Origin of the sequence: Streptomyces sp. NPDC051322 (assembly GCF_040689485.1) — a bacterium.
In the GTDB taxonomy this organism is placed as follows: domain Bacteria; phylum Actinomycetota; class Actinomycetes; order Streptomycetales; family Streptomycetaceae; genus Streptomyces.
On sequence record NZ_JBFBAK010000003.1, the window covers coordinates 521,407 to 544,917 of the forward strand.

Here is a 23,511-nt window from a genome sequence, read left to right on the forward strand (position 1 = left end):
GGGATGCACACCGGTGGTGGCGCCCTCGCCATGACCATGGGTGACGACTGGGGCTCGGACCAGAGCGACCAGGCGGGCAATGACGACCACGGCAAGGCCGACCACGACAACGGCCGCCCGCACGGCGGCATGCACACCGGTGGTGGCGCCCTGGCCCTGACCACGGCCGTGACCACGGGCGACGACGGCGGCTCGGCCTCCGGTGTCGACCGCGGCGACTCCTGGAAGGGCGACCACGACAAGTCGCGCGAGGACGTCCGGCCGCACGGTGGCATGCACACCGGCGGTGGCGGCATGGCCGTCACCAACGGCGGCCTGGCCGCAGGTTCGATGCTGCTGCTGGGTGGCATGGGCGCCGGCGCGTTCGTGCTGCGCCGTCGCCGCAGCAGCGTCTCGGGCCTTTCCGCTGCCTGACCGATTCCGCACCACCGTACGTTTCAGAGCTGACGAGGCCACCGCCCGCCACGGGCGGTGGCCGCGGCGGTGGTCATTGCCGCTCGCCGGCCCGCATCCTTCACTCCCCCCACCCGCACATGCCACCACCCCGTTCTCGAAAGGCAGCGCACCACCCCCATGGCCGCCGAGAAACTCCCCCCGCCGCATCCGTCCTCCCCGTCCGCCCCGCAGCACTCGTACCCCCCGCCTCCCTCCCGCTCCCCGTTCCGCGCGTTCCCGGAGAGACGTGTGCGCCCGCTGTACCGCGCACTGATGTTGCCCGTCGCGGCCATGGCCGTGGGCGTGCTCCTCCTCTGCAACTCCTTCGCCGCCCCGACCGACGACGCCAAGGCGCAGTCGAGTCCCGAGGTCGTCGCGTCCGCCCCCGCCCCGCGGGCGGCCAGTCCCACCCCTGCCGGTGTCGCCCCACTGCCTCGCTCCACGCCGACGCGGCTGACGATCCCGAGCATCTCCGTGAACGCGCCGTTCACCCCCCTCGACATCGGCGCCTCCGGGCAGCTCAACGCGCCGCCCCCCAACAACACCAACCTGGTCGGCTGGTACCGGGGCGGTGCCACCCCCGGCGAGCGCGGCACGGCGATCGTCGCGGGACACGTCGACACCAAGACCGGCCCGGCCGTGTTCCTGCTGCTCCGCACGCTGAAGCCGGCGAGCACCGTGAACATCACCCGGCAGGACGGCACCATCGCCGTCTTCAAGGTCGACTCCGTCGAAACCTTCAGCAAGGCCAACTTCCCGAACGACCGCGTCTACGCCGACACCCCTGACCCGCAACTGCGGTTGATCACCTGCGGTGGCGCCTACGACAGAAAGGCGCAGGACTACGAGGACAACGTCGTCGTCTTCGCCCACCTCGACTCGGTGAAGCACACCTGATCCGCCGGCGCAGCAGATCTGTCGGGAGCGCACCTCACACGGTGAACAGCCGCGCCGCGTTGTCATGGCAGACCGCGCGCAGCCACGTGTCACCCAACCCGGTGCGCTCCAGCGCGCGGAGCGCGTCGATGTACGGATAGGGGATGTTGGGGAAGTCCGTCCCCAGCAGCACCCGCTCCCGCAGGCCGGCCAGCCGGGGGAGCGCGGTGCGCGGGAACGGAGCAGCGGCCTCGGCGAAGGGGGTGAACGCCATGGTGGTGTCCAGCATGACCCCCTCGTAACGTTCCGCGAGTCCGAGGAACTCCTCGTACTCCGGCATCCCGAGGTGCGCGACGATCAGCCGCAGCCGCGGATGCCGCCCCAGCAGCTCGGCGATGGGTCCGGGCCCCGTGAAGGGGCCGGGCACCGGCCCGGACCCGCAGTGCGTCACCACGGGCGTCCCGTGGTCGGCCAGCAGCCCCCATACGCCGTCGAGCAGCGGGTCGTTCGGGTCGTAACCACCCACCTGCAGGTGGCACTTGAAGACTCGCGCGCCCTGGTCGAGCGCCCGGCGCACGTCGTCGAGCGCCTCCGGCTCGGCGAAGAAGGTGGCCGTGTGCAGACACTCCGGCACCCGCGCCGCGAAGTCGGCGGCCCAGTCGTTCAGCCAGCGCGCCATCCCCGGTTTGTGCGGGTAGAGCATGCTCGTGAACGCCCGCACCCCGAAGCCCCGCAACGTCTCGACCCGGCGCTTCTCCTCCTCCCGGTACGTGATCGGCCACGGCCGCCCGATCAGCGGCCCGGCCGCGTCGAAGTAGGCCCACACCTTGGCCAGCACCTGCTCCGGCATGAAGTGCGTGTGCACATCGATCAGCGCCTCCAGCCCGACCGCCCGCCGGAACGCGGCAACCGCGCCCTGCTCGGTCTCGCCACCGGGCGGTATCGGCTTCTCCGGCATGAGCCCGCTCCCTCGTCGTGTACCAGCACTGTTCGGCAGGACGGCCTCGGGCCGCCGCCGGACAGCGATCATCCTCCTGCGGACGGGTGCGGGACGCGGCCGGGGTCCACACGCCTGCCCGCCACCCGGGCGGCCGAGTCCGAGGTCGGGCGGGCGTGCCGTCCCTCCGTCCGGCCGCCCCGGGTGGCCGGTGGTCGCACCGTGGGTGACACTCGGCGGAGCCCACAGAACCCCGGCCGCTGTCCGCCGGACGGTCCCGAGGAGTCGCTCTGATGTCAGCGGACACCCCGGCGGGAGACGGTCCGAACGCCGCCCTGATCGAGGACCCGTTCGGCCCGCTGAGGAGCAAGAACTACCTCATGCTCCTCGTGCTGACCGGTCTGTTCGGTGTAGTGATCTCAGCGGGCGCCTACGGCTTCCTCGAAGCGGTCTCCCATCTGCAGAGTGCCCTCTACACCGACCTGCCGAAGGCGCTCGGCTTCCACCGACCGCCGCCGTGGTGGCCACTCCCGCTTCTCGCGGTGGCCGGGCTCCTGGTGGCACTGACGGTCCGGTTCCTGCCGGGCAACGGTGGGCACCAGCCGGCCGAGGGCCTCAAGACCAGGGGGACCACCACCTCCGCCGAACTCCCCGGCGTGCTGCTCGCAGCGGTCGCCTCGCTGGCACTCGGTGCGGTCGTCGGGCCCGAGGCGCCGCTGATCGCGCTGGGCGGGGGCTCGGCCGTGTACGTCTTCCGGTTGCTCGGACCCGACTCCGAGGCGACGTCCCGGGCAATGGTGGGGGCCGCCGGCAGTTTCGCCGCGATCAGTGCCCTGCTCGGTTCGCCACTGCTGGGTGCGTTTCTGCTGATGGAGGCATCAGGGCTGGGTGGCCCCATGCTCGGGATCGTACTGCTGCCCGGTCTGCTGGCCTCCGGCATCGGGTCCCTGGTGTTCACCGGCCTCGGTTCCTGGGCAGGAGTCAAAGGCGTCACACTGGTCATCCCGCACCTTCCGCACACCGGGCGGCCCGACATCGCCCAATTCGGCTGGGCGTTGGCGATCGGCGTCGCGATGGCGTTGCTCGGCACCGGCATCCGCTCCCTGGCACTGCGTCTGCAACGCCGGGTGAACCGCCGCAGGATGGTCTTGACCCCGGCCCTGGGTCTCGTCGTGGCGGCCCTGGCCATCGCCTATGCGGAGGGCACCGGTAAGGGCGCGTCCGATGTGCTGTTCTCCGGGCAGAGCGCGCTGCCCCACTTGCTGCTGCACGCCGGCAGTTACTCGGCGGGGGCGCTGATCCTGCTGCTCGTCTGCAAGGGACTCGCCTACTGCCTCTCGCTGTCCGCGTTCCGCGGTGGCCCGATCTTCCCCGCGATGTTCCTCGGTGCCGCGTCCGGGATCGTGGTCTCCCATCTCCCGGGGCTGCCGTTCGTCACCGGCGCTGCCATGGGAATGGGCGCGATGTCGGTGGCGATGCTCAAGCTCCCGCTGACCTCCGTCCTGCTGGCCACGCTGCTGCTCGGCTCCGACGGGGTCGACGTGATGCCTCTGGTGATCGTTGCGGTGGTGGTCTGCCACATCACCGTTTCCTGGCTCACACCGCCGTCCGGACGGCCCCTCCACCCAGGGCGAAAGAAGTGAGGGTGCGGGAACGGGCGGAGCTCGAATTCGTTGGCACAACCCGCACCCTCAGCGCGGCCGCACCTGAGAGCGGCGGTTGGTGACGGGGGCAACGAGTGGCATCGCCTGGGGAGGGGCTGCATACGGTGCTGACCGGCTGAAACGCACTTCTTGCTCCCAGGTGGGGCATGACGCCCGAGGGTGGCGGCGCAACCGCCGGTCTCCGGCGTTGCAGAAATTGCATGACGCTGTTGCATTGGCCACATGCTGCCTTGAGAGTGGCCGCCTGAGACCGCAGTGCAGTCTCGTACTCCCGCCCGACTCAAGGATTTATCGTGATTCAGAAGGACACCGCGTTTTACAGCGAGGGCAGCCGTCTTGAGGCCACCCTCTACTACCCGGACGACGTGACGGAGGGCGGGCAGCGCCAGGCGCTCGTCATCAACTCCGGCTACCAGGGGTTCAACGAGTTCTACCCGAAGATGTTTGCTTCGCGGATGACCGAGCGCGGATTCGTCTGCCTGGGCTTCGACTACCGGGGTATGGCGGACAGCGAGGGTGAGAAGGGCCGCGTCCTGATCGAAGAGCAGGTCCAGGATGTGCGCAACGCGGTGACGTTTCTCCGCTCGCAGGAGGACGTCGACCCCCGCCGCGTCGGCCTCATCGGCTGGGGCATGGGTGCGGCGAACGTCATCCTCGCTGCCGAGAAGGCCGGCGACGTCGCGGGTGTCGCCTCACTGAACGGGTTCTACGACGGGGAGCGCTGGCTCAAGTCCATCCACACCTACGACGAGTTCCAGAAAATCGTCGCCGAAGTGGAAGAGGACCGGACGAACCGGGTCCTCCGGGGCGAGTCCAGGCTTGCGGACACCTTCGTCCACTACCCGCTCGACCCGGCGACCGGTGACTACGTCCAGAAGGAACTGTCGCAGGTCTACGGCTTCGGGCACCCGACCCGGCTGCAGTTCACCGAGTCCATCCTTGACCTGAAGGTGGCGAGCGTGGTGGCGAACCTGGCGCCGACGCCGCTGTTCCTCGGACACGGTGAGCAGAACTCGCTGCACCCGTACGACGAGGCCCTGTCCCTGTACGCGTCGGCCGCCTCGCCCAAGACGCTCTACACGATCCCGGGACGACACAACGACTTCATGTTCGGCGATCACCCGGAGTTCGTGCTGCTCTGCGACCGTCTGCGGGAGTTCTTCGACGAGGCCTTCGACATCTCCGCCGCTCCCGTCCGGAGTGTCTCGGCCTGACCGCCGTCCGGGGCTGCCCCTGCGGAACCTGGCCGGTTCAGCCCCGACGCCGAAGGCGGATCGAAGCGCGTGATGCAGAAAGTGCAACCTTTCGTTGCGTATATCGTCGCGATCCGTCTAGTTATTCATACCGCTACCAAGGATTCGGTATGGCTTCTGAGCAGAAACAGACTCCCGCTGCGCGGAGTGGCGCTTCGCGCGTGATGGCCGTTCTCGACGCGCTCGCGTCGGCGGATCCGGTCGTGTTCCCGGACGGGATGAGCGTGTCCGATGTCGCGAGGACGCTCGGGCGCGAGAAGTCCGTTGTGTCCCGGCAGCTCAAGAGTCTGCTCGAAACGGGCATGGTGGCCAGACGTCCTTCGATGCGGTACGAGCTGAGCTGGCGGCTCTTCGCGCTGGCTGTCCGGGCGGGGGACCAGCGGCTGACCACACTCGCGAGCCCTTTGCTGCTCAGGCTGACCGAAACCGTCCGGGAGCGCACCTACCTGAGCGTTCTCAGTGACGGCGAGGTGCTCACCGTGCTGTCCGAGGGCTCCCGGCGGTCGGTCGAGGCCGTGAACTGGGTGGGCCGCACGATCCCGGCGCACAGGAGCTCCAGTGGCATGGCTCTGCTGATGGACTACGAGGACGAGCACATCCTCGAGCTGGTCCGGCGCGGCGACCAGAGGGGATCGGACCGTGAGGCACAGGTGTTCCTCGCCCAGGTGCAGGAGGCCCGCCGACGGGGTTACACGGTCGCGAACCGGATCTTCGACCCGGAGCTCGTGGGTATCGGGGCACCGGTCCGGGATTTCACCGGCCGGATCACAGCCGCGGTCAACATCTCCGGCCCCGCGTTCCGGGTCGAGCCGCACATCAGGACGCTCGCCGGGCACCTGCTCTCGACGATGCGCGTCCTGCAGTCCGCTCTCGGCTCCGACGTGCGCCCCTGCACCGATCCAAGTGATCTCTGACGGTCACTGATGCCCACCGACACCACCCGTTCGAGCCCCGGAGAACCGGAGAACACCATGCGACATCCTGCTCGCCCCCTGCCCGGGTCCGGCCCCGCCGGGCCGCGGCAGCCGAGACTCCATGCGGTCGTGAGCTGTGCCGGCACGAGGACGGCCGCGCCATGAAGCTCGTCTCCTACATGTCTGACAATGCCGCCTACTTGCTGTTCCTGACCGAGCAGCACATCGAACTCGTCCTGATCAGTGTCGGGATCGCCGCGGTCGTCGGAATCGGGCTGGCCGTTCTCACCCAGTCCGCACCGGGCCTGCGCCGCGCTCTGCTGTCACTCACCGGATCGCTGCTGACCATCCCTTCCTTCGCCCTGTTCGCCCTCATGATCCCTGTCTTGGGGCTCGGTGTGGCCCCGACGATCGTCGCCCTCACCGTGTACGGAGTCTTCCCGATCCTGCGCAATGCGGTCACCGGCATCGAAGAGGTCGACCCGGCCGTCGTGGAGGCGGCACGTGGACTCGGCATGGGCCCGGGACGGCGTATGCGTACGGTCGTGCTGCCCCTGGCCTGGCCGGTGATCCTCAACGGGATCCGAACGGCAACGATCATGCTGGTCGCGACAGCGGCCATCGGAGCCGTCGTACGCGGCCCCGGTCTGGGCCAGCTGATCTTCCGTGGGCTGGATCGTATCGGGGGAGCCAACGCGCTGGAGGAAGCTCTCTCCGGAGTGATCGGAGTGGTGCTCGTCGCTCTGGTCCTCGACCTGCTGTTCATCGCGATCGCCAAGATCACTGCCCTGCGAGGATCGAATGTCTGACAGGCCCATCCCGAGCCCTGACGCCATGATCTGTCTGGACGAGGTCTCCACACGATATCCGGGCCAGGAAAAGGCCGTTGTCTCCGAACTCTCGATGGAGATCGAGCGAGGAGAGTTCGTCGTCCTGGTCGGGCCGTCCGGCTGCGGGAAGACCACCACGCTGCGGATGATCAACCGCCTCGTCGAGCCGACACACGGGCGGATACTCATCGACGGCAAGGACGTCACCCACACCGAGGTGGACGGCCTGCGGCGTGGCATCGGCTACGTCATCCAGCAGATCGGCCTGCTGCCACACCTGACGATCGCGGACAACATCGCTCTCGTGCCCAAGATGTTGGGAGTGAAGAGGCCCGAGCGCCGTGAGCGGGCGAGGGAACTGCTGGAGATGGTCGGGCTCGATCCGGCCACCTACGCGGACAGGTACCCCAAGCAGCTCTCCGGCGGCCAGCAGCAGCGGGTCGGTGTTGCCCGCGCTCTCGCGGCTGATCCGCCGGTGATGCTGATGGACGAGCCGTTCGGCGCCGTGGACCCCATCGCGCGGGAGAAGCTCCAGACGGAGTTCCTGCGGCTGCAGCAACGCATCCGCAAAACGATCGTGATGGTCACGCACGACATCGACGAGGCGCTTCGCATGGGCGACCGCATCGCCATATTCGGTCCCGGGTCGCGCCTCGCCCAGTTCGACACCCCGTTGGAGATCCTCAGCAACCCCGCAGACGACTTCGTCCGCGACTTCGTCGGCTCGGGCGCCCCAGTCCGGCGGCTGACGCTCCTGAAGGTCTCGGACGTCATCGACTCCGCGCCTTCCGGCACGGCCGGCGTGGCGAACGCCGTAGAGGTCGGCGCCGATGACAGCGTCCACAGGGCACTTGAGCTGGTCCTGGCGGCGGGGGCCGACGGCGTCGAGGTCAGCGTTCCCGGGGACGCCGGCCGCTACCTCGACCTCCAGACCCTGCTCACCGCAGCAGCCCAGCCGGCGAAGGTGCTCTCGTGAGTGCCGGGGCCGTTCAGGCGACCACCCGGGGCGGAGCGCGCCGTTCGCGGACATGGGTGCCGCCGCTGGTCGTCCTCGTCCTGCTGGGAGCCATCTGGGCCTATGTCGGCTCCAGTCAGCTGGATTCCGTCGAAACCCGCAGCCTGGCCTCGGACGTCGTGCTGACCGCACTGTGGCAGCACGTCCAGCTCGTCGTCATGTCGACGCTGCTGACCATCGCCGTCGGAGTCCCCCTGGGGGTGCTGCTGACCAGGCCCCGCATCAGCAGGGCGGGCGCGGTGGTGCTCGCGGCGGCCAACGCGAGCCAGGCGGTGCCGTCGATCGGGGTGCTGGTGGTGCTGGCCATCGTCTTCGGCGTCGGTTTCTGGATGGCCGTCGTCGCGCTGGTGCTGTATGCCCTCCTTCCCGTACTGCGCAACACCATGGTCGGGATCCGTCAGGTCAGCCCTGCGCTGATCGACGCCGGGCGGGGCATGGGGATGAGTCGACGGGAGGTGCTCGTCACCATCGAACTGCCGCTGGCGGTACCGGTGATGCTGGCGGGCATCCGGGTGGCGCTGATCCTGAACGTCGGCGTGGCCACCCTCGCCGCGTTCACCAACGCCGGCGGCCTCGGCTCCGTCATCTCCTCCGGTATCTCTCTCGACAGGACGCCGGTGCTCGTCGTCGGCAGTGCCCTCACGATGGCCCTGGCCCTTGCCGTCGACTGGCTGGCCGGCCTGGCCGAGCGGGCCCTGCGCCCGCGCGGTATCTGAGACCGCCCGGTTCCGGGACCCCGCACACATCGTCAAGCACCACGAAAGGGCTTCAGCATGCGGAAATACATGGTGACTGCGGCAAGCCTGCTCGGCCTTGTGCTCGCCAGCGGCTGCGCTCTCACCAGCAACGGCCCCGGGCAGGGCAGCGGCCCAGCGGACAGCGGCCCCCTCAAAGGGGCCACCGTGAATGTCGCCTCGAAGGATTTCACCGAGCAGCTGCTGCTGTGCGAAATCACCGCTCAGCGGCTCGAGTCGCAGGCAGCGAACGTCAAACGCACCTGTGGAATGAGCGGCAGCAACGCCGTCCGCGCCGCACTGACCGGCGGCTCCGTGGACATGTACTGGGAATACACCGGCACCGGCTGGCTGGCCCTGAAACAGCATGGAAGCACCTCCGACCCGCAGGCCGTGTACGAGAAGGTCAGGTCCCTGGACAAGGCCGAGAACGATGTGGTGTGGCTCCCCCCTGCGGCGGCGAACAACACCTATGCGCTCGCGATGAGGACACGGACGGCGAAGAAGCTCAACGTCTCCACGCTCTCCGACTACGCCGAACTCGCCACGAAGGATCCGGCAAGCGGCCGCTTCTGCGGTGCCTCGGAGTTCTTCGGCCGGGACGACGGGTGGTCCGGGCTGGAGAAGGCGTACGGTTTCCGCCTCCCCAAGAGCGATGTGGCGGAGCTGGCCGAAGGCCCGATCTACAACGCGGTCGCTAAGGGGAATCCGTGCAGTGCGGGTGAGGTCTTCGCCACCGACGGCCGGATCTCCGCCCTCGGGCTGACCGTCCTGAAGGACGACAAGAAGTACTTCACGCCCTACAACCTCTCCCTGAACGTCCGAGGCGCCATCCTGAGGAAATACCCGGGGATCCGGACGGCGATGGCTCCGGTGGCCAGGCTGCTGACCACCTCCGAGATGCAGAAGCTCAACGCACAGATCGACGTGGCGGGCAAGAGGCCGGAGGAGGTGGCACACCAGTGGCTCAGCGCCAACAATCTGACCTGACGGCGGGCGCGGCGGGATCTTCCACGCTTCGCGTGGGACTCCTCCAGACCGCACCCGTCTTCGGCGCGGTGGGGGAGAACCTCGCCGGCATCGCCGAACTGCACGGTGGCCTCGGCCCCGTCGATCTCGCTGTCACCCCCGAACTCTCCGTCAACGGCTACGGATTCACCCCCCACGAGGAGACGGACCTCTTCGCCGGCGATGATCCGCGTCTCGCCGCCCTGGTGTCCGCGGGTGTCGGCGTGGGCTTTGCCGAGAAGGGCGCCTCGGGGCTGCCCTGGAACAGCTACCTGCTGTCCGATCCGCGGACCGGGACCCGGCACCTCCAGCACAAGCTCCATCCCGTCTCCTACGCCCCGTGGAACGAGCACCTGTCGTTCCGGCCCGGCGCGGAGCTGCGGACCGCCTGCTTCGACGCGGCCAGGATCGCCACGGCCATCTGCAACGACATGTGGCACCCGGTCGTCCCGTGGCTGGCGGCCCAGGGCGGTGCCGAGGTCCTGATCGTGCCCGTGGCCAGCATGGCGGGTACCGACCCGGCGAGGATTCGCCGCACGTGGGAGGTGATCCTGGAACATGCCGCCGTGCTGCTGCAGTGCTACGTCGTCTTCGTCAACCGCTGCGGTACGGACGGCGAGGCTCGGTTCTGGGGCGGATCGCGCGTGCTGGGCCCGGACGGCGACGTCCTCGTACACCTCGGGGGCGAGCCGGGTGCCGCGTTCGCCGATCTGGACCTGAAAGCCCTGCGCCGGCTCCGCGCAGAGGTACCCCTGCGCGCAGAAGCCCGGACCGACTTCCTCGCCAGGGCGTTGCCGGCACGACTGCCCTCCGAAAGCGAGCCGCCATATGTTTGACGTTCATGTGCACGCAGCCCCCGACGTCCTCGCACGGATCGGCCACGACGACCAGGTCGGAGCTGCTTATGCCAGGGCCGGCTACAGCGGCTTCGTCCTGAAGGCTCACCACGAATCCACGGTGGGCCGGGCCAGCGCTCTCAACCGTTCGTCCGGGCTGGACGTCGTGGGGGGAATCACCCTCAACCGTGCCGTCGGCGGGATCAATCCGGCGGCCGTACTGTCGGCCCTGTCCACAGGCGGCCGGGTCGTGTGGTTCCCCACAGCGGACGCCCACACCCAGGAGAGTGCCGGCCTGCCACGGCTGGGCGACCTGGACGAGCGGCTGGACCGCTCCGTGCTGTCCGTCCCCCCCGTCCTGGCAACGGGCGACGCATCAGCCGAGAACGCCGCCTTCGTGATGGACCTGATCGCCGAGCACGACGCGGTGCTGTGCACAGGGCACCTCAGCGGCGCGGAATGCCGGTGGCTGCTGGAGCAGGCCGAAGCCCGGGGCATCGACAGGTTCCTGCTCACACACCCCTCCTACACCGTCCCCGGTATGGAACTGGGGGAGATCGCCGAGCTCGCGGAGCGGGGCGCCCACGTCGAGATCACCGCCTACCAGCTCTTCCACCAGCCCGGGATGACACCTGCCCGACTGGCCGCCGTCGCCCGGGCAGCAGGGTCGCGTCTGGTCCTGGCCTCCGACGCGGGACAGCCCGACAGTCCCGAACCTCCCGCCGCCCTCGAACAGCTCATCGCCGCGCTCGCCGCCGAAGGACTGGACCCCGGTTGGCTGCGGGACGCCGCCGGCGACACCCCCAGGAAGCTCGTCCTCCCGTGACGGCCGGGCACGCGAAGCGCATCCCTTCATGTTCGTCAGCAGACCCGAGACACCCGGACGCGAATCCGTAGCGAACGGATGCGTGTCCACCCCACCGGACCCGATGGCTTTCCAGGAGCAGCACCCTATGGACGCGACCATGGCAGACGATCCGAAGGCCCTCACCGAGGCGTTCCTCGACGCCCTGCGCGGACAGCTCGGCGAGCTCGTCGACGGCTCGTCCGCGACCAGGGCGGTTTATTCGACGGACGCGTCGAACTACCGGATCATCCCGAAGGCCGTTCTCATGCCCCGGTCGAAGAGCGACGTGATCACCGCGGTCCGTATCGCCCGCGCCCACAACGTCCAGGTCACCGTCAGGGGAGGAGGCACCTCCTGCGCCGGGAACGCCGTGGGTCCAGGTCTGGTGATCGACTTCTCCCGCTTCATGAACCGTGTCCTGTCGGTCGATGCCGGGTCCTCGACGGCGGTGGTCGAACCGGGGACCGTCCTGAGCACGCTCCAGAGCGAGGCCCTCCCCCTCGGACTGCGGTTCGGCCCCGATCCGTCCACCGCCACCCGCTGCACAATCGGCGGGATGATCGGCAACAACGCCTGCGGCCCCCACGGCCTCTCCTACGGGCGCACGGCCGACAACGTAATCTCCATGACCTGGCTGACCGGCAGCGGTGACGTGATCACGGCCGGCTCGGGGGACGACGCGCTCACGGCGGTGCCCGGTCTGGACGCCTTCGTCTCCGAGAACCTGGCCGTACTGCGTACCGAGTTCGGACGTTTCGGACGCCAGATCTCCGGCTACTCCCTGGAGCACCTGCTTCCTGAGAACGGACGCAACCTGGCAGCCGCCCTGACCGGCACGGAAGGCAGCTGTGGGATCCTCCTCGAAGCCACGGTCAGGCTCGTCCCCCAGGCACCGGCACCGGCCCTGGCGGTCCTCGGTTACAGCGACATGGCCACCGCCGCGGACGATGTGCCGAACCTGCTCCCCTTCCACCCGCTCGCCCTGGAAGGCCTGGACGCACAGCTCATCGACGTCGTCCGCCGGGCGCACGGCAACGCCAGTGTCCCCACCCTGCCCGCAGGCGGCGGATGGCTGATCGCCGAGGTCGGCGGCGCCACCTCGAACGAGGCCGTCGGGGCAGCACGGAAACTCGTCGCCTCCTCCGCCTCCGCCGACGCCGTCGTCCTGCCCGCAGGCCCCGACGCGACCAGGCTCTGGCAGATCCGCGCCGACGGCGCCGGCCTGGCCGGACGCACCGCCGACGGCAAGCAGGCGTGGCCCGGCTGGGAGGATTCCGCCGTCCCCCCGGAAAGGCTCGGGGACTACCTGCGCGGACTCGAAGCGCTCATGGCCGAGAAGGAGCTTTCCGGGCTGGCCTACGGGCACTTCGGCGACGGGTGTGTCCACGTTCGTATCGACTTCCCGCTCGACGCCGGGGGCGCGTGCATGCGCGGGTTCCTCGAACGCGCTGCGGCCCTGGCCGGCGAGCACGGCGGCTCCCTCTCCGGCGAACACGGAGACGGGCGTGCCCGCTCCGAGCTGCTGCCCGCCATGTACAGCCCCGAGGCCCTGCGCGTGATGGAGACCTTCAAGGCGCTCCTGGACCCCGAGGACCTCTTGAACCCCGGGGTCGTCGTCCGCCCGGCGCCGCTGGACGCCGACCTGCGCCGCCCCCGGGCCCGCCGGCTCCGCGCCACCGACGGCTTCGCCTTCGCACACGACGGCGGAGACATCACCGAAGCCGTCCACCGGTGCGTCGGGGTGGGCAAGTGCCGTGCCGATCTTCGCGATCAGGGCGGATTCATGTGCCCCTCGTACACGGCCACCCGGGACGAGAAGGATTCCACCCGAGGCCGTGCGCGCATGCTCCAGGAAATGCTCAACGGCGGATTCGTCACGGAGGACTGGAGCTCCCCCGAAATCCACGAGGCCCTCGACCTGTGCCTGAGCTGCAAGGCCTGCGCCAACGACTGCCCGACCGGCATCGACATGGCCATGTTCAAGTCAGAGACCCTCCACCAGACGTACAAGGGGCGTCTGCGTCCGCTCAGCCACTACACGCTCGGCCGGCTCCCGCAGTGGCTCCGGCTCGCCGGCCCCGTGGCCCCGCTCGTCAACCTCGCCGGCCGCATCCCCGCGCTCCGCAGAGCCATGGCGACGCTGATGGGAGCCGATCCCCGCCGTTCGCTGCCGACTCTGCCCCGGAAGCCGTTCCGCCGGAGCAGGCCGGAGACGACGGGCAAGCGGCAGGCAGGCGGGCCCAGGGTCCTGCTCTGGGTCGACTCCTTCTCGGACGCCATCGATCCGGACGTCCCCCGGGACGCCCTCGATGTCCTCGCCGCCGCCGGCTGCGACGTCGAGATCGCCGCCCCCGGGGCCTGCTGCGGTCTGACTCTCATCTCCACCGGTCAGCTCACCGCCGCCAAGGCCAAGCTCCGCAGGACACTCGACCTGTTGCTTCCGCACGTCAGGGACGGTCGGACTGTCGTCGGCATCGAGCCCAGCTGCATCGCTACGCTCCGCTCGGACCTCGTGGAGCTCCTCCCCGACGACCCCCGCGCCGCCGAGCTCTCCGGCTCGGTCAGGACCGTCGCCGAGTTTCTCAACTCGATCAGCTGGACGCCGCCGCAGGCATCGGAGAGCCTCCTCGTCCAGCCCCACTGCCACCACTACTCGGTCATGGGATACGACGCGGATCAGGCATTCCTGCAGGCCATGGGCTGTGACGTCGAGATCTCTGCCGGATGCTGCGGTCTCGCCGGGAACTTCGGTATGGAGAAGGGCCACTACGAAGTCTCCGAGAAGATCGCGCAGGACGGCATTCTCGCCAAGGCGTCCGCTGCCCCGGACCGGCGCATCCTTGCCGACGGGTTCTCCTGCCGTACGCAGGTACGCGATCTCGCCGGCCTCGACAGCCGGCACCTCGTCCAGGTCGTCGCCGAAGCTCTCCGGGGGGCTGAGTGATTCCTCGAGCAGCTCACCCTCGCATGTGGACTTCTCGAAGGTTCCTTCCCCGCTGCTCGTGACACAGCAAGCGTCCCACCTGCGCCGGTGGTACTCGTTCCTGTATCACTCGGGCTCAGCATGCGATATCCAGCGCCTCGTCGTCGGGTGGGCAGTCGCGGCAGCGGCCCGGTTGTGCGGCGCGGAAGGGGCGGTCGCAGCCGCCGTCGCAGGTCTGCCAGGGCAGAACGGTGGGTGCGGCTGCCGGGGCGGGTGCGTCGAGGGGCCGTTCGCTGAGGCGGTAGGCGAGGATTTTGGCGGGGCGCGCGAGGAAGTGGTCCGGGAGGCGGAAGGTGAGCTCCTGGGTGATCTGTTCCGCGCTGATGCCTGCTGCCAGCCAGTCGGCGACGGCGGGTGCCAGTTCGGCGACTTCGCGGCGGGAGAGGACCAGTCGGCGGTCGACGATGCGGAGCGACGCGAGGATGGCGACGGCCTGCGGGTCTGCGTCGGCGAGTGCGAGTGGGGGTGGCGGCGGGGTGGTGGTGCTCGGTTGCTGTACGGGCGACGGCGTCACCGGTGGCGTGATGGTCCGGGCCGCCGGGGCCGGTGCCCGCGCCGGTACGTCCCCCGGGATGTCCTCCGGCACGCACATCCGGGGCAGCGGCGGTGTGGGTGGGGGCGGGCTGGGGAGGCCACGGCCGGGTACGTCGTAGGCGTAGGTGCGGGTGTGGAACCGGCCGCCGGGACCGCGTACGCGGCGGCGTTCGAGGTATCCGGCCGTTTCGAGTTCGCGCAGGGCCCGCGAGATGAGGATCTCGCCCTCGGTGAAGTGCGCGCACAGCGCGGGGATGCTCACCGGGGCGCCGTCGGGCAGCGAGAGGATGTACGCCGCGACACCGACCGTGACCGCGCTACCGGGCCGCTGCGCGAGGGCGTTGGCGAGGACGGTGAAGTTCGCGGTGAGGCGGGTACGGACGCGGATCACGCCGGAGGTCGGTGCTCCGGTGTCGGCGCGCAGGGGCGCGTTAGACTGCGGCTCAGCCATCGGGAAGGTATCGCTTCCTGGTTGGTCAGGCCCTCGGTCAGGATTGCGAGTCCTGGTTGAGGGCCGTCTTCATGTCTTGGGTTGTTGGGCTGAACGTAACCGTCCTCACCGTGCATATGCAACCAAGTCACCCTTGCGGGTGACGGGTTGGGCGGGGAGGGTGGGTAGGTAGTTCTTTCTCTTAGGTCCTTGAAGGGATCTCGTGGGTCACCGGCCCCTCGCGGACGGGAACCCGGTGAAGCCGAGCGTCTGCCAGGCCGCCCCTCAGCGCTGCGCGGCTGGACGGAGTCCGTCCCCTTTCGTGCCTCCGTGCCGGCTTCGGACCCGCGCCCAATGAAAGACTCGCCAAGCCTGCTTCCCATCCTGCGTTCCCGCCTGCAGGGCGAACTCCTGGCCCTGCTCTGCCTGCATTCGGAACGCGAATACCGCATTACCGAGCTCGCGACGGACTTCGGGGTGACACCCACGACCGTCATGCGCGAGGTTGACCGTCTGATCGGCGGCGGCATTCTGGCCGATCGGCGAGTGGGGCGGAGCCGCCTCGTCAGGGCTCGAACGGACACCCCGCTGTATCGCCCACTGAGCGATCTCATGGCCGTCTCCTTCGGGCCTGTGCCTCTGCTCTCCGCGATGCTGGCGGGACTCGCCGGTGTGTGCGAGGCATACATCTATGGTTCGTGGGCCGCTCGGTACAGCGGTGAGTCGGGTCCGCCCCCCGGAGATGTCGATGTCCTCGTCGTGGGCGAGCCCGATGCGGACTCGCTCTTTGACCTCGCCGAAGAGGCGTCTCGGCGGCTGCGCCGTGAGGTCAACACCCATCGGGTCACCGCCAAAGCGTGGGCTGCTCGCACGGAGGATCCGTTCCTTACCGGCGTTCGCGAGCGTCCGCTGGTCCAGTTGAAGCTTGACCAGGAGACGCAATGACGCGTTGGAACCAAGGGCGGGCGACGATCGACGCGCTCATCAGCAGCGGTGCACTCGAGCGAGTGCCCGCTTCCCAGCAGGCCGCCGAGGCGGAGGTGGTCCGGTAAATGGACTTGGCTCGCCAGGAGCCCGTCGCCGAAGATGGCGTCGCCTGAATCGCCGTCACCCGAGACAAGAGGAGCTCAACGACCATGGCCCGTGCTGTCACTCTGATCCGATCCGCTGCCCTGTCAGACGTCGCGGAGTACGCCTACGCGGCCACGGCCCCCGCCGACGCGCGGTTGATCTTCCTCGCCGGGGCGTGCCCGCTGGACGAGGACGGCTCGACGGTGGCGGTCGGGGACTATGCGGGCCAGGCTGCACAAGCCGTCGAGAACATGCGGACCGCGCTCGTCGCGGCGGGAGCGTCGCTGCAGGACGTCATCAGCACGAGGGTGCTCGTCGCGTCCACCCGGCGGGAGGACCTGGTGACTGCCTGGCAGGTGGTCCGGGACGCGTTCGGCGATCACGATGTGCCCAGTACGTTGATGGGGGTCACCGTGCTCGGGTACGACGACCAACTCGTTGAGCTCGAAGCCGTCGCCGCCGTGCTCGACTCCTGATGATGACGTCAGTGCATGGTGCGGCCCGCTGTCCGTGCAGGCGGCAGACCGTTGAGCCGGTGCGCCTCGGCCCCAGGTCCTGATGCTTCTCCGACGTCGCCTGAGGTCGGACCGGAGGCCCGGAAAGTGCGTCGGTAGGCCGACGGGGCGACCCCCGCCTCCGCCGCCAGGTGCCGCCGCAGCGAGGTGGCGGTGGCGAAGCCGACCTCGTGGGCGACCCGTTCCACCGGCAGGTCGCTGGACTCCAGCAGGTGCCGCGCCCGCCGCAGCCGTTGCTGGGTGAGCCAGCGGCCGGGGCTCAGACCGGTCTCCTCCCGGAAGCGCCGGGCGAAGGTACGGCTGCTCATCGCCGCGTGCGCGGCCAGCTCGTCCAGCGACAGGGGCAACTCCAGCCGCTGCAGCGCCCAGTCGCGGGTCGGCCCGGTGCCGGTTCCGCTCGCGGGCGGCAGTGGCCTCTCGATGTACTGCGCCTGCCCGCCGTCCCGGTACGGCGGCACGACGCAGCGGCGGGCCACCTGGTTGGCCACCTCGCTGCCGTGGTCCTGGCGCACCAGGTGCAGGCAGACGTCGACACCGCTCGCCGCCCCCGCGGAGGTCAGCACGTCACCGTGGTCGACGAAGAGCACACCGGCGTCGAGCTCGACCCTGGGGAACAGCTCCCGGAAGTGGTCGGTGAGCGCCCAGTGGGTGGTGGCCCGCCGCCCGTCCAGCAGACCGGCGGCGGCCAGCAGGAAGGCGCCGGTGCAGATGGACACCAGCCGGGTGCCGGGGCGGACGCGGGACAGCGCGGCGACAGCCCGCGGGTCAGGGGCGGCGGCCGAGGCCGCGGTGATGGCGTACGGGGGGATGACCACGGTGTCCGCCCCGGCCAGCACCTCGAGGCCGTGCCCGGGGGTGACGGTGAGGTCCGAGTCGGTGCGCACGGGCTGCCCGTCCACGCTCGCCGACAGCACCTCGTAACGGCCGTCGGCTGACCCCATGACCCGGTGCGGGATGCCGAGTTCGAAGGGGTAGACGCCGTCGAGGGCGAGGACGACGACCTTGTGGGCGCCGGGCCGTGGGGCCGGGCGCATCAGGCGGTCCAGTTCGGCCGCGCGGGCGGCAAGGTCGATGAGCATGGCAGGAATGTATCGGACAATGACGTTCCTGCCATCGTCCTGGCTCGGACCGTACGGCGAGGATCGGCGTATGACCTCTACGGACAACTCCGCGAACCCCACCTCCCGCAACTCCGCCGCCCCGGATGACGCTCCGGCCGGCGCCCCCGTGATGCTCGCCCTGCACCAGACGGTCCTCGGCGGCCCCGATGTGCTGCACCTGACCGAGCTTCCGCGGCCCGCGCCCGGCCCCGGCGAGATCCTCGTCGCGGTGCACGCGGCGGGGCTGAACCCCACGGACTTCAAGCACCGTGCCCTCAGCGTCTTTCTGCCGCCCCCGCCGCTGACCCTCGGCTGGGACGTCTCCGGCACCGTGGTGGAGACCGGCTTCGGCGTCACCCTCTTCCGGCCCGGTGACGAGGTGTTCGGGATGCTGCCCTACCCGTACGGGGCCGGCTCCCACGCCGAATACGTGACCGGCCCCACCCGCGCCTTCGCCGCCAAGCCCGCCGGTATCGACCACGTCCACGCGGCCGCTCTGCCGCTGGCCGCGCTCACCGCCTGGCAGGCTCTCGTCGAGACCGCGGACCTCCGTGCCGGGCAGCGGGTGCTGATCCACGCAGCGGCCGGCGGTGTCGGCCATCTCGCCGTACAGATCGCCAAGGAGCGCGGCGCCCACGTCACCGGGACGGCGAGCGCCCCCAAGCACGACTTCCTGCGTGAGCTCGGCGCGGATGCCTGCATCGATTACCGCTCCGAGGACTTCGCCGACACCGGGGAGCCCTACGACGTCGTCCTTGACGCCCTCGGCGGCGAGAACGCCACCCGTTCCGTGGGCGTACTCCGCCCCGGCGGCATCCTCGTCTCCCTGCTGCCCGGCGCCGACGACACCCAGGCCGCGGCGGAGAAGGCGCAGGTCAGCGCCGTCAACCTGCTCGTCGAGCACGACCAGGCCGGGATGCGCGCCGTCGCCGAGCTCGTCGCCCGGGGCAGGCTCCGTGCCCACGTCTTTGGCACCTTCCCCCTCGCCGAGGGCGCCCGGGCCCACACCCTGGGGGAGACGGGCCGCACCACGGGGAAGCTGGTCATCACCGTGCGCTGAGACGGATCATGCTGCCCGCGCTCGTCGGCTTCAGGAAGACCACGCGGCGAGGAGATCCGCAGGACCGTACGCGGCATCGATCCCCCTGCAGGCTGTTCCGCTGCGCGAGACGGCGACCAGGGGCAAGGGCTCGGACGTGAGCATGGCGCGGTGCCGGTGCAGAGCCGAGAGGTCGTGCTGGTCGAACGGTGAGTTCTCCAGCCACTTCACCGAACCGACGAACAGCAGCTCCTTCGCGATCGGAGCGCGGTCGGCTCCGACGATGTCGATCTCCACGTCATTGGTCCTGGTCCAGTAACCGCCGATGGCCGGAGCGGCGTTGAGCGTCGAGTCGGGAAGCAGCCGGGCCAGCGCCTCGCGTACCAGGGGCTCGACGGCCCGGCCGCGCCAACTGGTCCAGTTGGCGCGGATGCGCTCCAGCGTCAGGTCGCCCCGGCCGCGCTCGATCTCCTCCATGGCCGGGCCGAGGAGCTTCAGCCAGAAGCGCAGGTACGGATCGGCGACCCGGTAGCGACGTTCCTTCGAGGGCCGCGTCGACAGGGGCAGCTCAGCCGCGATCATGCGTTTGTCCGCGAGGACGGCGAGCGACCGCTGGAGGGGGGTGGGTCCTATACCGCCGGCGCTGCGGGCAATGTTGGAGAACGTCCGTTCGCCGCTGCCGATCGCCGACAGCACGGTCCGGGCCTGGGCCCGCTGGGGGAACTCCGCAGCGAGCGAGCGCTCCGCCGACACGAGCAGGGCCGAGACCGGATCCCGAAGTGCTTCCTTCAGGAAGTCCCACATTCCGGCGCCATGGCTCCACTCGGCGCAGATGAGCGGCAGTCCCCCGGTGATGAGGGCCGCGTCGAAGGCGCCGGCGGGATCGAGGCCGAGCATGGCGCCCACCTCGGCCGGGTTGAGAGGGCCCAGCACCATCTCCCGCCCCCGCTGGTGGAACGGACGTCCGTAACTGTTGAGCGCCTCCATCATCGACAGATCGGATCCGATCAGGACAAGCAGAACCGGTTTGGTTTCCATCGCCCGGTCCCACGCCCGCTGCAGGATGCCCTCGAAAGCACCCTCGTCGTCCATCAGGTAGGGCATCTCGTCCATGACCACGATGCTCGCCCGGTCACCTGGCAGGGCCGCCGCCAGTACATCGAAGGCGGCATCCCAGCTCACCGGTCGGGCTGCTGACAGCAGGCTCGCCGATGGAAGGCTGGAGGACCGCGCGTCCCGGCCGAGCCGTTCCAGGTCCCCCTCGACCGATGCACCTGTGGCGGCGTAGAAGAGAAAAGGCGCGCCTGACTTCTCGGCGAACCGTTCCACCAGACGTGACTTGCCCACCCGCCGCCGCCCCCGCAGCATCACGCAACGTCCGGGGCGCTGTCCGCCGACACCCGCGATCACCTTGCTGAGCTCGCTGTCGAGGGTCCGGAGCTCGTCCTGCCTGCCTACGAAGTCCACCATCCGACGTTCTCCAGTCACGAGGCCCGCTCCGCCATAAACTAACGTTGATGTTACTAACATCAACGTTGCTAACATTGATGTTAGTTCAATTCACGCACGCCGCGTCCAAGGTGGCCCGTGGATACCGGCGCTGACCAGGTGCGCGCCCGCGCCTCCGGCACCTTCCCCCTCGCCGAGGGCGCCCGGGCCCACGTCCTGGGGGAGACGGGCCGCACCAGGGGGAAGCTGGTCATCACCGTGCGCTGAGACGGATCATGCTGCCCGGTCGGCCGCAGCAGTGGCTCCTCATCCGTCCCGTCGGAGAGGAAGGCCGCCTTGAAGGCCGCGAGGGTCCCGGGGTCGGCGGTGCGGAAGTTGGAGCGCAGCAGCCCGAGTTCGGCGGGGTTGCCGACCATCGCCGACGCCAGTCCGGTGGCGTCGACCGTGGCCATCTCGGGCTCGGCACAGTAGGCGCTGACGTCGAGGTCGACGGGGCACCAGGCGGACATCTATCTGCTCAATTTCTGGTTGTCGTTGTCAACGGGTGTTCGCGGTCGCCTCGTCCGGCGTGCCGACCGCGTCCGGACCGGTGGAGCGGTGCGGCACCGCCGAGCCGTTCGTGGGCTTGGACCTCGCCAGCCACAGGCCGGTGAAGGCGGCGGTGACCATGGTGACGGCGCCGGCGGCGAGGAAGGCGCTGTTGAGGCCGGCCTCGAAGGAGGCGCCGCCGGACTGCCGGGTGCGGACGACGGCTCCGAGCACCGCCACGCCGAGCACCGCGCCGATCTGCCGGGTGGTGCTGCTGATGCCGGAGGCGAGGCCGCCCTCCTGCGAGCTGACCGCTTGGATGGTGGCGCCTGTCAGCGGAGACATGGTCAAGGCGAAGCCGATGCCGACGACTGCCAGCCGCCACCACACGTTCCCGTAACCGGTGTCGGCGTGCACCAGGCCCAGCGCAAGGAGCCCCCCTCCGGCCAGGGCCAGGCCGATGGTGACCACGATGCGGAAGCCGTACCGGGCGGCGAGCCGGCCCGCGAACGGGCTGACGATCACCATGCCGAGGGAGACGGGGAGGGTCTGCAGGCCGGCGCGCAGGATCGAGCTGCCCTGGACGTACACGAAGAACTGGGAGAAGAAGAACGACGAGCCCATGAGCGCGAACCCCACCACGATCATTGCGGTGTTGGACACGGTGAACAGCCGCTGACGGAACAGCCGCAGCGGCAGCATCGGTGCGGAGCGACGCGCTTCCACGGCGACGAAGGCGGCGAGAAGAATCGCCGCGGCGGCGAAACTTCCCAGGACGACCGGTGTGGTCCAGCCGCGGGCGCCGCCCTCGATCAGTCCGTAGGTCAGCGCCCCCACCGCCAGAATGGACAGCACGGTCCCCGGGATGTCGATCGCCGGGGCGTTCGGACTGCGGGACTCGTCGAGGTGGCGCAGGCCGACCAGCAGCAGGATCGCACCGATGGGCAGATTGACCAGGAAGATGGCGGGCCAGCCGAAGGCATCGGTCAGTACGCCACCGGCCACGGGGCCTACGGCCAGGCCGATTCCGCTGAATCCGGCCCACAGGCCGATCGCCTTGATGCGTTCCTGAGGTACGGGGCAGGCGGCGGCGAGCAGGGCCAGCGATGCGGGGCTCAGCGCCGAGGCCCCGATGCCCTGCAGCGCCCGGCCGGCGATCAGCCATCCGACAGAGGGCGCGAGGCTGCAGAGCGCCGATGCGGCGGTGAACACCACCGCACCGGTCAGGTACACCCGCTTGCGGCCGAACCGGTCGGCGAAGACTCCGCCGGACAGCAGCAGCATGGCGACCAGCAGCACGTACGCGTCAACGATCCATTGCAGACCGGTCAGTTGAGTGTGCAGCCGGAGCTGCATGTCGGGCAGTGCTGCTCCGACGATCGTGTTGTCGAGCAGCACCATGAATTGGCCGAGGCAGGTCACCGTGAGCAGCACGGCCCGGTTCGGTCGACTGCCTACGGCCGCAGGCGATCCAGCCATGAAGAATTCTTCCCCTCGATCGGTGGTTGCGCCTCTCCACGGCCGACAGGGTCGGGCCCCGGACGCGCTAAAGCAGCCAATGGCTGCGTTAGGAGACTGTAAGGGGGTCGCTTCATAAACGCAAGTAATAACTGCGTTAAGGTGGGCGCATGAACGAGCGACAGCAAGCCCGGCGACCCGGCGGGCGCGGCGCCCGCGTCCGCGCGGCGGTGCACCAGGCCGTCACCGACCTGGTGAGTGAGCGCGGCTACGGCAAGTTCACCGTCGGCGAGGTCGCAGCCCGCGCGGGCGTGGCCGACAGCAGCATCTACCGCCGGTGGGGCAACCTGGACGCCCTGCTCACCGACGTGGCGCTCACCCGGCTCAACGCACTGTCGCCGATGCCCGACACCGGGAGTCTGGAAGGCGACCTGCGCGCTTACGCGGCCCAAGTGGCCCGCGTGATCACCGGACCCGACGGCCTGGCGGTGCTGCGCCTGGCCGTCACCCTGTCGAGCAACGGTCAGCAGGGCCTGCAGGCACGTGCCGACTTCCTCGCCGAACGCAACCAAAAACTGCAGTCCATGCTCGATCGCGCCGGCGAACGCGGCGAGGACGCACCCGACGCGCTCGGCGTGCTGGACCACGTGATGGCCCCGATGTACGTCCGCGTCCTGCTCGGCATCGGCCCGCTCACCCCGGAGTACGTCGACGGACTGGTCGACCGATTGCTGTGACCTCGGCCCGGTCACCGGGGTCGGCCCTCGGACGCGGTGCCCGGGCTCCGTGAGGTGCGGGTGGGTGCCCGGAAGCCGGCGACGTTCACCCTGCACGCCTACGGCGAGGCTTCGTTCGACCTTCTCGCCCCCTTCTTCGCGCCGGATGGCTCTGCCCCATGGAGGCACTTAGCGTGGCCACAGCGGCATGATGCGGTTCGCGTACTACTCGGGCTGAGGGAACTCGGAGAACGAACGCCAACGATGGTGCACCGGTTCGGATGGTCCCCGCCACGCCCCTTGAGTCGATCCCGGTGACCGGGTGGGAGGTGTGCGGCG

21 protein-coding genes and 2 pseudogenes are annotated in these 23,511 nt (G+C 69.7%); 17 read left to right on the top strand and 6 right to left on the bottom strand.

The features are described 5' to 3' along the window. A partial coding sequence (locus tag AB0436_RS10600; protein ID WP_366467369.1) for a hypothetical protein occupies nt 1-414 on the top strand: 414 nt, incomplete at its 5' end. Nucleotides 415-708: 294 nt separating this feature from the next. Then, the gene (locus tag AB0436_RS10605) at nt 709-1,332 is read left to right on the top strand and encodes a class F sortase (RefSeq protein WP_366467499.1); all 624 of its coding nucleotides are present in this window, start codon (nt 709-711) and stop codon (nt 1,330-1,332) included. 34 nt (nt 1,333-1,366) lie between these two features. Here the strand turns inward: AB0436_RS10605 and AB0436_RS10610 are convergent, their stop codons facing one another. Beyond that, complete coding sequence (locus AB0436_RS10610; protein ID WP_366467370.1) at nt 1,367-2,269, bottom strand: amidohydrolase family protein; 903 nt, start codon at nt 2,267-2,269, stop codon at nt 1,367-1,369. A 272-nt stretch (nt 2,270-2,541) separates the two neighbouring features. Here AB0436_RS10610 and AB0436_RS10615 point away from each other — a divergent pair, with 272 nt between their 5' ends. The 10 genes from AB0436_RS10615 to AB0436_RS10660 all read left to right on the top strand — a co-directional run bounded on the left by AB0436_RS10615 (nt 2,542) and on the right by AB0436_RS10660 (nt 14,293). Next, nucleotides 2,542-3,891: a chloride channel protein gene (locus AB0436_RS10615; RefSeq protein ID WP_366467371.1), complete on the top strand. Its 1,350-nt coding sequence runs from the start codon at nt 2,542-2,544 to the stop codon at nt 3,889-3,891. Nucleotides 3,892-4,205: 314 nt separating this feature from the next. Continuing rightward, on the top strand, nt 4,206-5,126 hold the full coding sequence (locus AB0436_RS10620; RefSeq protein ID WP_366467373.1) for an alpha/beta fold hydrolase: 921 nt from the start codon (nt 4,206-4,208) through the stop codon (nt 5,124-5,126). A gap of 149 nt (nt 5,127-5,275) precedes the next feature. After that, nucleotides 5,276-6,079, top strand: coding sequence for an IclR family transcriptional regulator (locus tag AB0436_RS10625; RefSeq protein WP_366467375.1), 804 nt, complete (start codon nt 5,276-5,278; stop codon nt 6,077-6,079). 161 nt (nt 6,080-6,240) lie between these two features. Further along, nucleotides 6,241-6,888 (top strand): ABC transporter permease, encoded by a 648-nt coding sequence (locus AB0436_RS10630; protein ID WP_366467376.1) that lies wholly within the window; start codon nt 6,241-6,243, stop codon nt 6,886-6,888. Beyond that, nucleotides 6,881-7,885: an ABC transporter ATP-binding protein gene (locus tag AB0436_RS10635; protein ID WP_366467378.1), complete on the top strand. Its 1,005-nt coding sequence runs from the start codon at nt 6,881-6,883 to the stop codon at nt 7,883-7,885. Before AB0436_RS10630 ends, AB0436_RS10635 begins: the two co-directional genes overlap by 8 nt. Continuing rightward, nucleotides 7,882-8,640 (top strand): ABC transporter permease, encoded by a 759-nt coding sequence (locus AB0436_RS10640; protein WP_366467379.1) that lies wholly within the window; start codon nt 7,882-7,884, stop codon nt 8,638-8,640. The genes AB0436_RS10635 and AB0436_RS10640 overlap by 4 nt, the downstream gene beginning before the upstream one ends. Before the next feature lie 69 nt (nt 8,641-8,709). Further along, nucleotides 8,710-9,648, top strand: coding sequence for a glycine betaine ABC transporter substrate-binding protein (locus AB0436_RS10645; RefSeq protein WP_366467380.1), 939 nt, complete (start codon nt 8,710-8,712; stop codon nt 9,646-9,648). 32 nt (nt 9,649-9,680) lie between these two features. Further along, nucleotides 9,681-10,502 carry a nitrilase-related carbon-nitrogen hydrolase gene (locus AB0436_RS10650; RefSeq protein WP_366467381.1) on the top strand — a complete coding sequence of 274 codons (822 nt, stop codon included), beginning with the start codon at nt 9,681-9,683 and terminating at the stop codon, nt 10,500-10,502. A gap of 7 nt (nt 10,503-10,509) precedes the next feature. Beyond that, on the top strand, nt 10,510-11,328 hold the full coding sequence (locus AB0436_RS10655) for a DUF6282 family protein (protein WP_366467382.1): 819 nt from the start codon (nt 10,510-10,512) through the stop codon (nt 11,326-11,328). Nucleotides 11,329-11,467: 139 nt separating this feature from the next. After that, on the top strand, nt 11,468-14,293 hold the full coding sequence (locus AB0436_RS10660) for an FAD-binding and (Fe-S)-binding domain-containing protein (RefSeq protein WP_366467383.1): 2,826 nt from the start codon (nt 11,468-11,470) through the stop codon (nt 14,291-14,293). 115 nt (nt 14,294-14,408) lie between these two features. Here the strand turns inward: AB0436_RS10660 and AB0436_RS10665 are convergent, their stop codons facing one another. Continuing rightward, nucleotides 14,409-15,317 (bottom strand): hypothetical protein, encoded by a 909-nt coding sequence (locus AB0436_RS10665; protein ID WP_366467384.1) that lies wholly within the window; start codon nt 15,315-15,317, stop codon nt 14,409-14,411. A gap of 333 nt (nt 15,318-15,650) precedes the next feature. On the opposite strand from AB0436_RS10665, the gene AB0436_RS10670 reads away from it, so the two are divergent. Both AB0436_RS10670 and AB0436_RS10675 read left to right on the top strand, forming a co-directional pair. Continuing rightward, on the top strand, nt 15,651-16,241 hold the full coding sequence (locus tag AB0436_RS10670; protein WP_366467385.1) for a winged helix-turn-helix domain-containing protein: 591 nt from the start codon (nt 15,651-15,653) through the stop codon (nt 16,239-16,241). A gap of 191 nt (nt 16,242-16,432) precedes the next feature. After that, nucleotides 16,433-16,843 (top strand): Rid family hydrolase, encoded by a 411-nt coding sequence (locus tag AB0436_RS10675; RefSeq protein ID WP_366467386.1) that lies wholly within the window; start codon nt 16,433-16,435, stop codon nt 16,841-16,843. 8 nt (nt 16,844-16,851) lie between these two features. Here the strand turns inward: AB0436_RS10675 and AB0436_RS10680 are convergent, their stop codons facing one another. Then, nucleotides 16,852-17,961 carry a helix-turn-helix domain-containing protein gene (locus AB0436_RS10680; protein WP_366467387.1) on the bottom strand — a complete coding sequence of 370 codons (1,110 nt, stop codon included), beginning with the start codon at nt 17,959-17,961 and terminating at the stop codon, nt 16,852-16,854. 151 nt (nt 17,962-18,112) lie between these two features. On the opposite strand from AB0436_RS10680, the gene AB0436_RS10685 reads away from it, so the two are divergent. Beyond that, nucleotides 18,113-19,042 carry an NADP-dependent oxidoreductase gene (locus AB0436_RS10685; RefSeq protein WP_366467500.1) on the top strand — a complete coding sequence of 310 codons (930 nt, stop codon included), beginning with the start codon at nt 18,113-18,115 and terminating at the stop codon, nt 19,040-19,042. A gap of 30 nt (nt 19,043-19,072) precedes the next feature. On the opposite strand, the gene AB0436_RS10690 is transcribed toward AB0436_RS10685, so the two are convergent. Continuing rightward, complete coding sequence (locus AB0436_RS10690; protein WP_366467501.1) at nt 19,073-20,491, bottom strand: DUF234 domain-containing protein; 1,419 nt, start codon at nt 20,489-20,491, stop codon at nt 19,073-19,075. A gap of 126 nt (nt 20,492-20,617) precedes the next feature. Here AB0436_RS10690 and AB0436_RS10695 point away from each other — a divergent pair. Further along, nucleotides 20,618-20,737: pseudogene (locus AB0436_RS10695) on the top strand (zinc-binding dehydrogenase); the annotation flags it as partial. A gap of 35 nt (nt 20,738-20,772) precedes the next feature. Here the strand turns inward: AB0436_RS10695 and AB0436_RS10700 are convergent. After that, nucleotides 20,773-20,979, bottom strand: a pseudogene (locus AB0436_RS10700) (alpha/beta hydrolase); the annotation flags it as partial. A gap of 28 nt (nt 20,980-21,007) precedes the next feature. Continuing rightward, on the bottom strand, nt 21,008-22,477 hold the full coding sequence (locus tag AB0436_RS10705) for an MFS transporter (RefSeq protein ID WP_366467388.1): 1,470 nt from the start codon (nt 22,475-22,477) through the stop codon (nt 21,008-21,010). A 149-nt stretch (nt 22,478-22,626) separates the two neighbouring features. On the opposite strand from AB0436_RS10705, the gene AB0436_RS10710 reads away from it, so the two are divergent. Beyond that, the gene (locus AB0436_RS10710; protein ID WP_366467389.1) at nt 22,627-23,193 is read left to right on the top strand and encodes a TetR/AcrR family transcriptional regulator; all 567 of its coding nucleotides are present in this window, start codon (nt 22,627-22,629) and stop codon (nt 23,191-23,193) included. Nucleotides 23,194-23,511 lie beyond the last annotated feature (318 nt).

Coding starts and splice junctions, on each gene's coding strand:
- AB0436_RS10610 (WP_366467370.1), bottom strand. CDS start 2,269: ATGCCGGAGAAGCCGATACCGCCCGGTGGCGAGACCGAGCAGGGCGCG.
- AB0436_RS10630 (WP_366467376.1), top strand. CDS start 6,241: ATGAAGCTCGTCTCCTACATGTCTGACAATGCCGCCTACTTGCTGTTC.
- AB0436_RS10625 (WP_366467375.1), top strand. CDS start 5,276: ATGGCTTCTGAGCAGAAACAGACTCCCGCTGCGCGGAGTGGCGCTTCG.
- AB0436_RS10615 (WP_366467371.1), top strand. CDS start 2,542: ATGTCAGCGGACACCCCGGCGGGAGACGGTCCGAACGCCGCCCTGATC.
- AB0436_RS10705 (WP_366467388.1), bottom strand. CDS start 22,477: ATGGCTGGATCGCCTGCGGCCGTAGGCAGTCGACCGAACCGGGCCGTG.
- AB0436_RS10685 (WP_366467500.1), top strand. CDS start 18,113: ATGCTCGCCCTGCACCAGACGGTCCTCGGCGGCCCCGATGTGCTGCAC.
- AB0436_RS10670 (WP_366467385.1), top strand. CDS start 15,651: ATGAAAGACTCGCCAAGCCTGCTTCCCATCCTGCGTTCCCGCCTGCAG.
- AB0436_RS10690 (WP_366467501.1), bottom strand. CDS start 20,491: ATGGTGGACTTCGTAGGCAGGCAGGACGAGCTCCGGACCCTCGACAGC.
- AB0436_RS10675 (WP_366467386.1), top strand. CDS start 16,433: ATGGCCCGTGCTGTCACTCTGATCCGATCCGCTGCCCTGTCAGACGTC.
- AB0436_RS10605 (WP_366467499.1), top strand. CDS start 709: ATGTTGCCCGTCGCGGCCATGGCCGTGGGCGTGCTCCTCCTCTGCAAC.
- AB0436_RS10665 (WP_366467384.1), bottom strand. CDS start 15,317: ATGGCTGAGCCGCAGTCTAACGCGCCCCTGCGCGCCGACACCGGAGCA.
- AB0436_RS10645 (WP_366467380.1), top strand. CDS start 8,710: ATGGTGACTGCGGCAAGCCTGCTCGGCCTTGTGCTCGCCAGCGGCTGC.
- AB0436_RS10710 (WP_366467389.1), top strand. CDS start 22,627: ATGAACGAGCGACAGCAAGCCCGGCGACCCGGCGGGCGCGGCGCCCGC.
- AB0436_RS10680 (WP_366467387.1), bottom strand. CDS start 17,961: ATGCTCATCGACCTTGCCGCCCGCGCGGCCGAACTGGACCGCCTGATG.
- AB0436_RS10635 (WP_366467378.1), top strand. CDS start 6,881: ATGTCTGACAGGCCCATCCCGAGCCCTGACGCCATGATCTGTCTGGAC.
- AB0436_RS10660 (WP_366467383.1), top strand. CDS start 11,468: ATGGCAGACGATCCGAAGGCCCTCACCGAGGCGTTCCTCGACGCCCTG.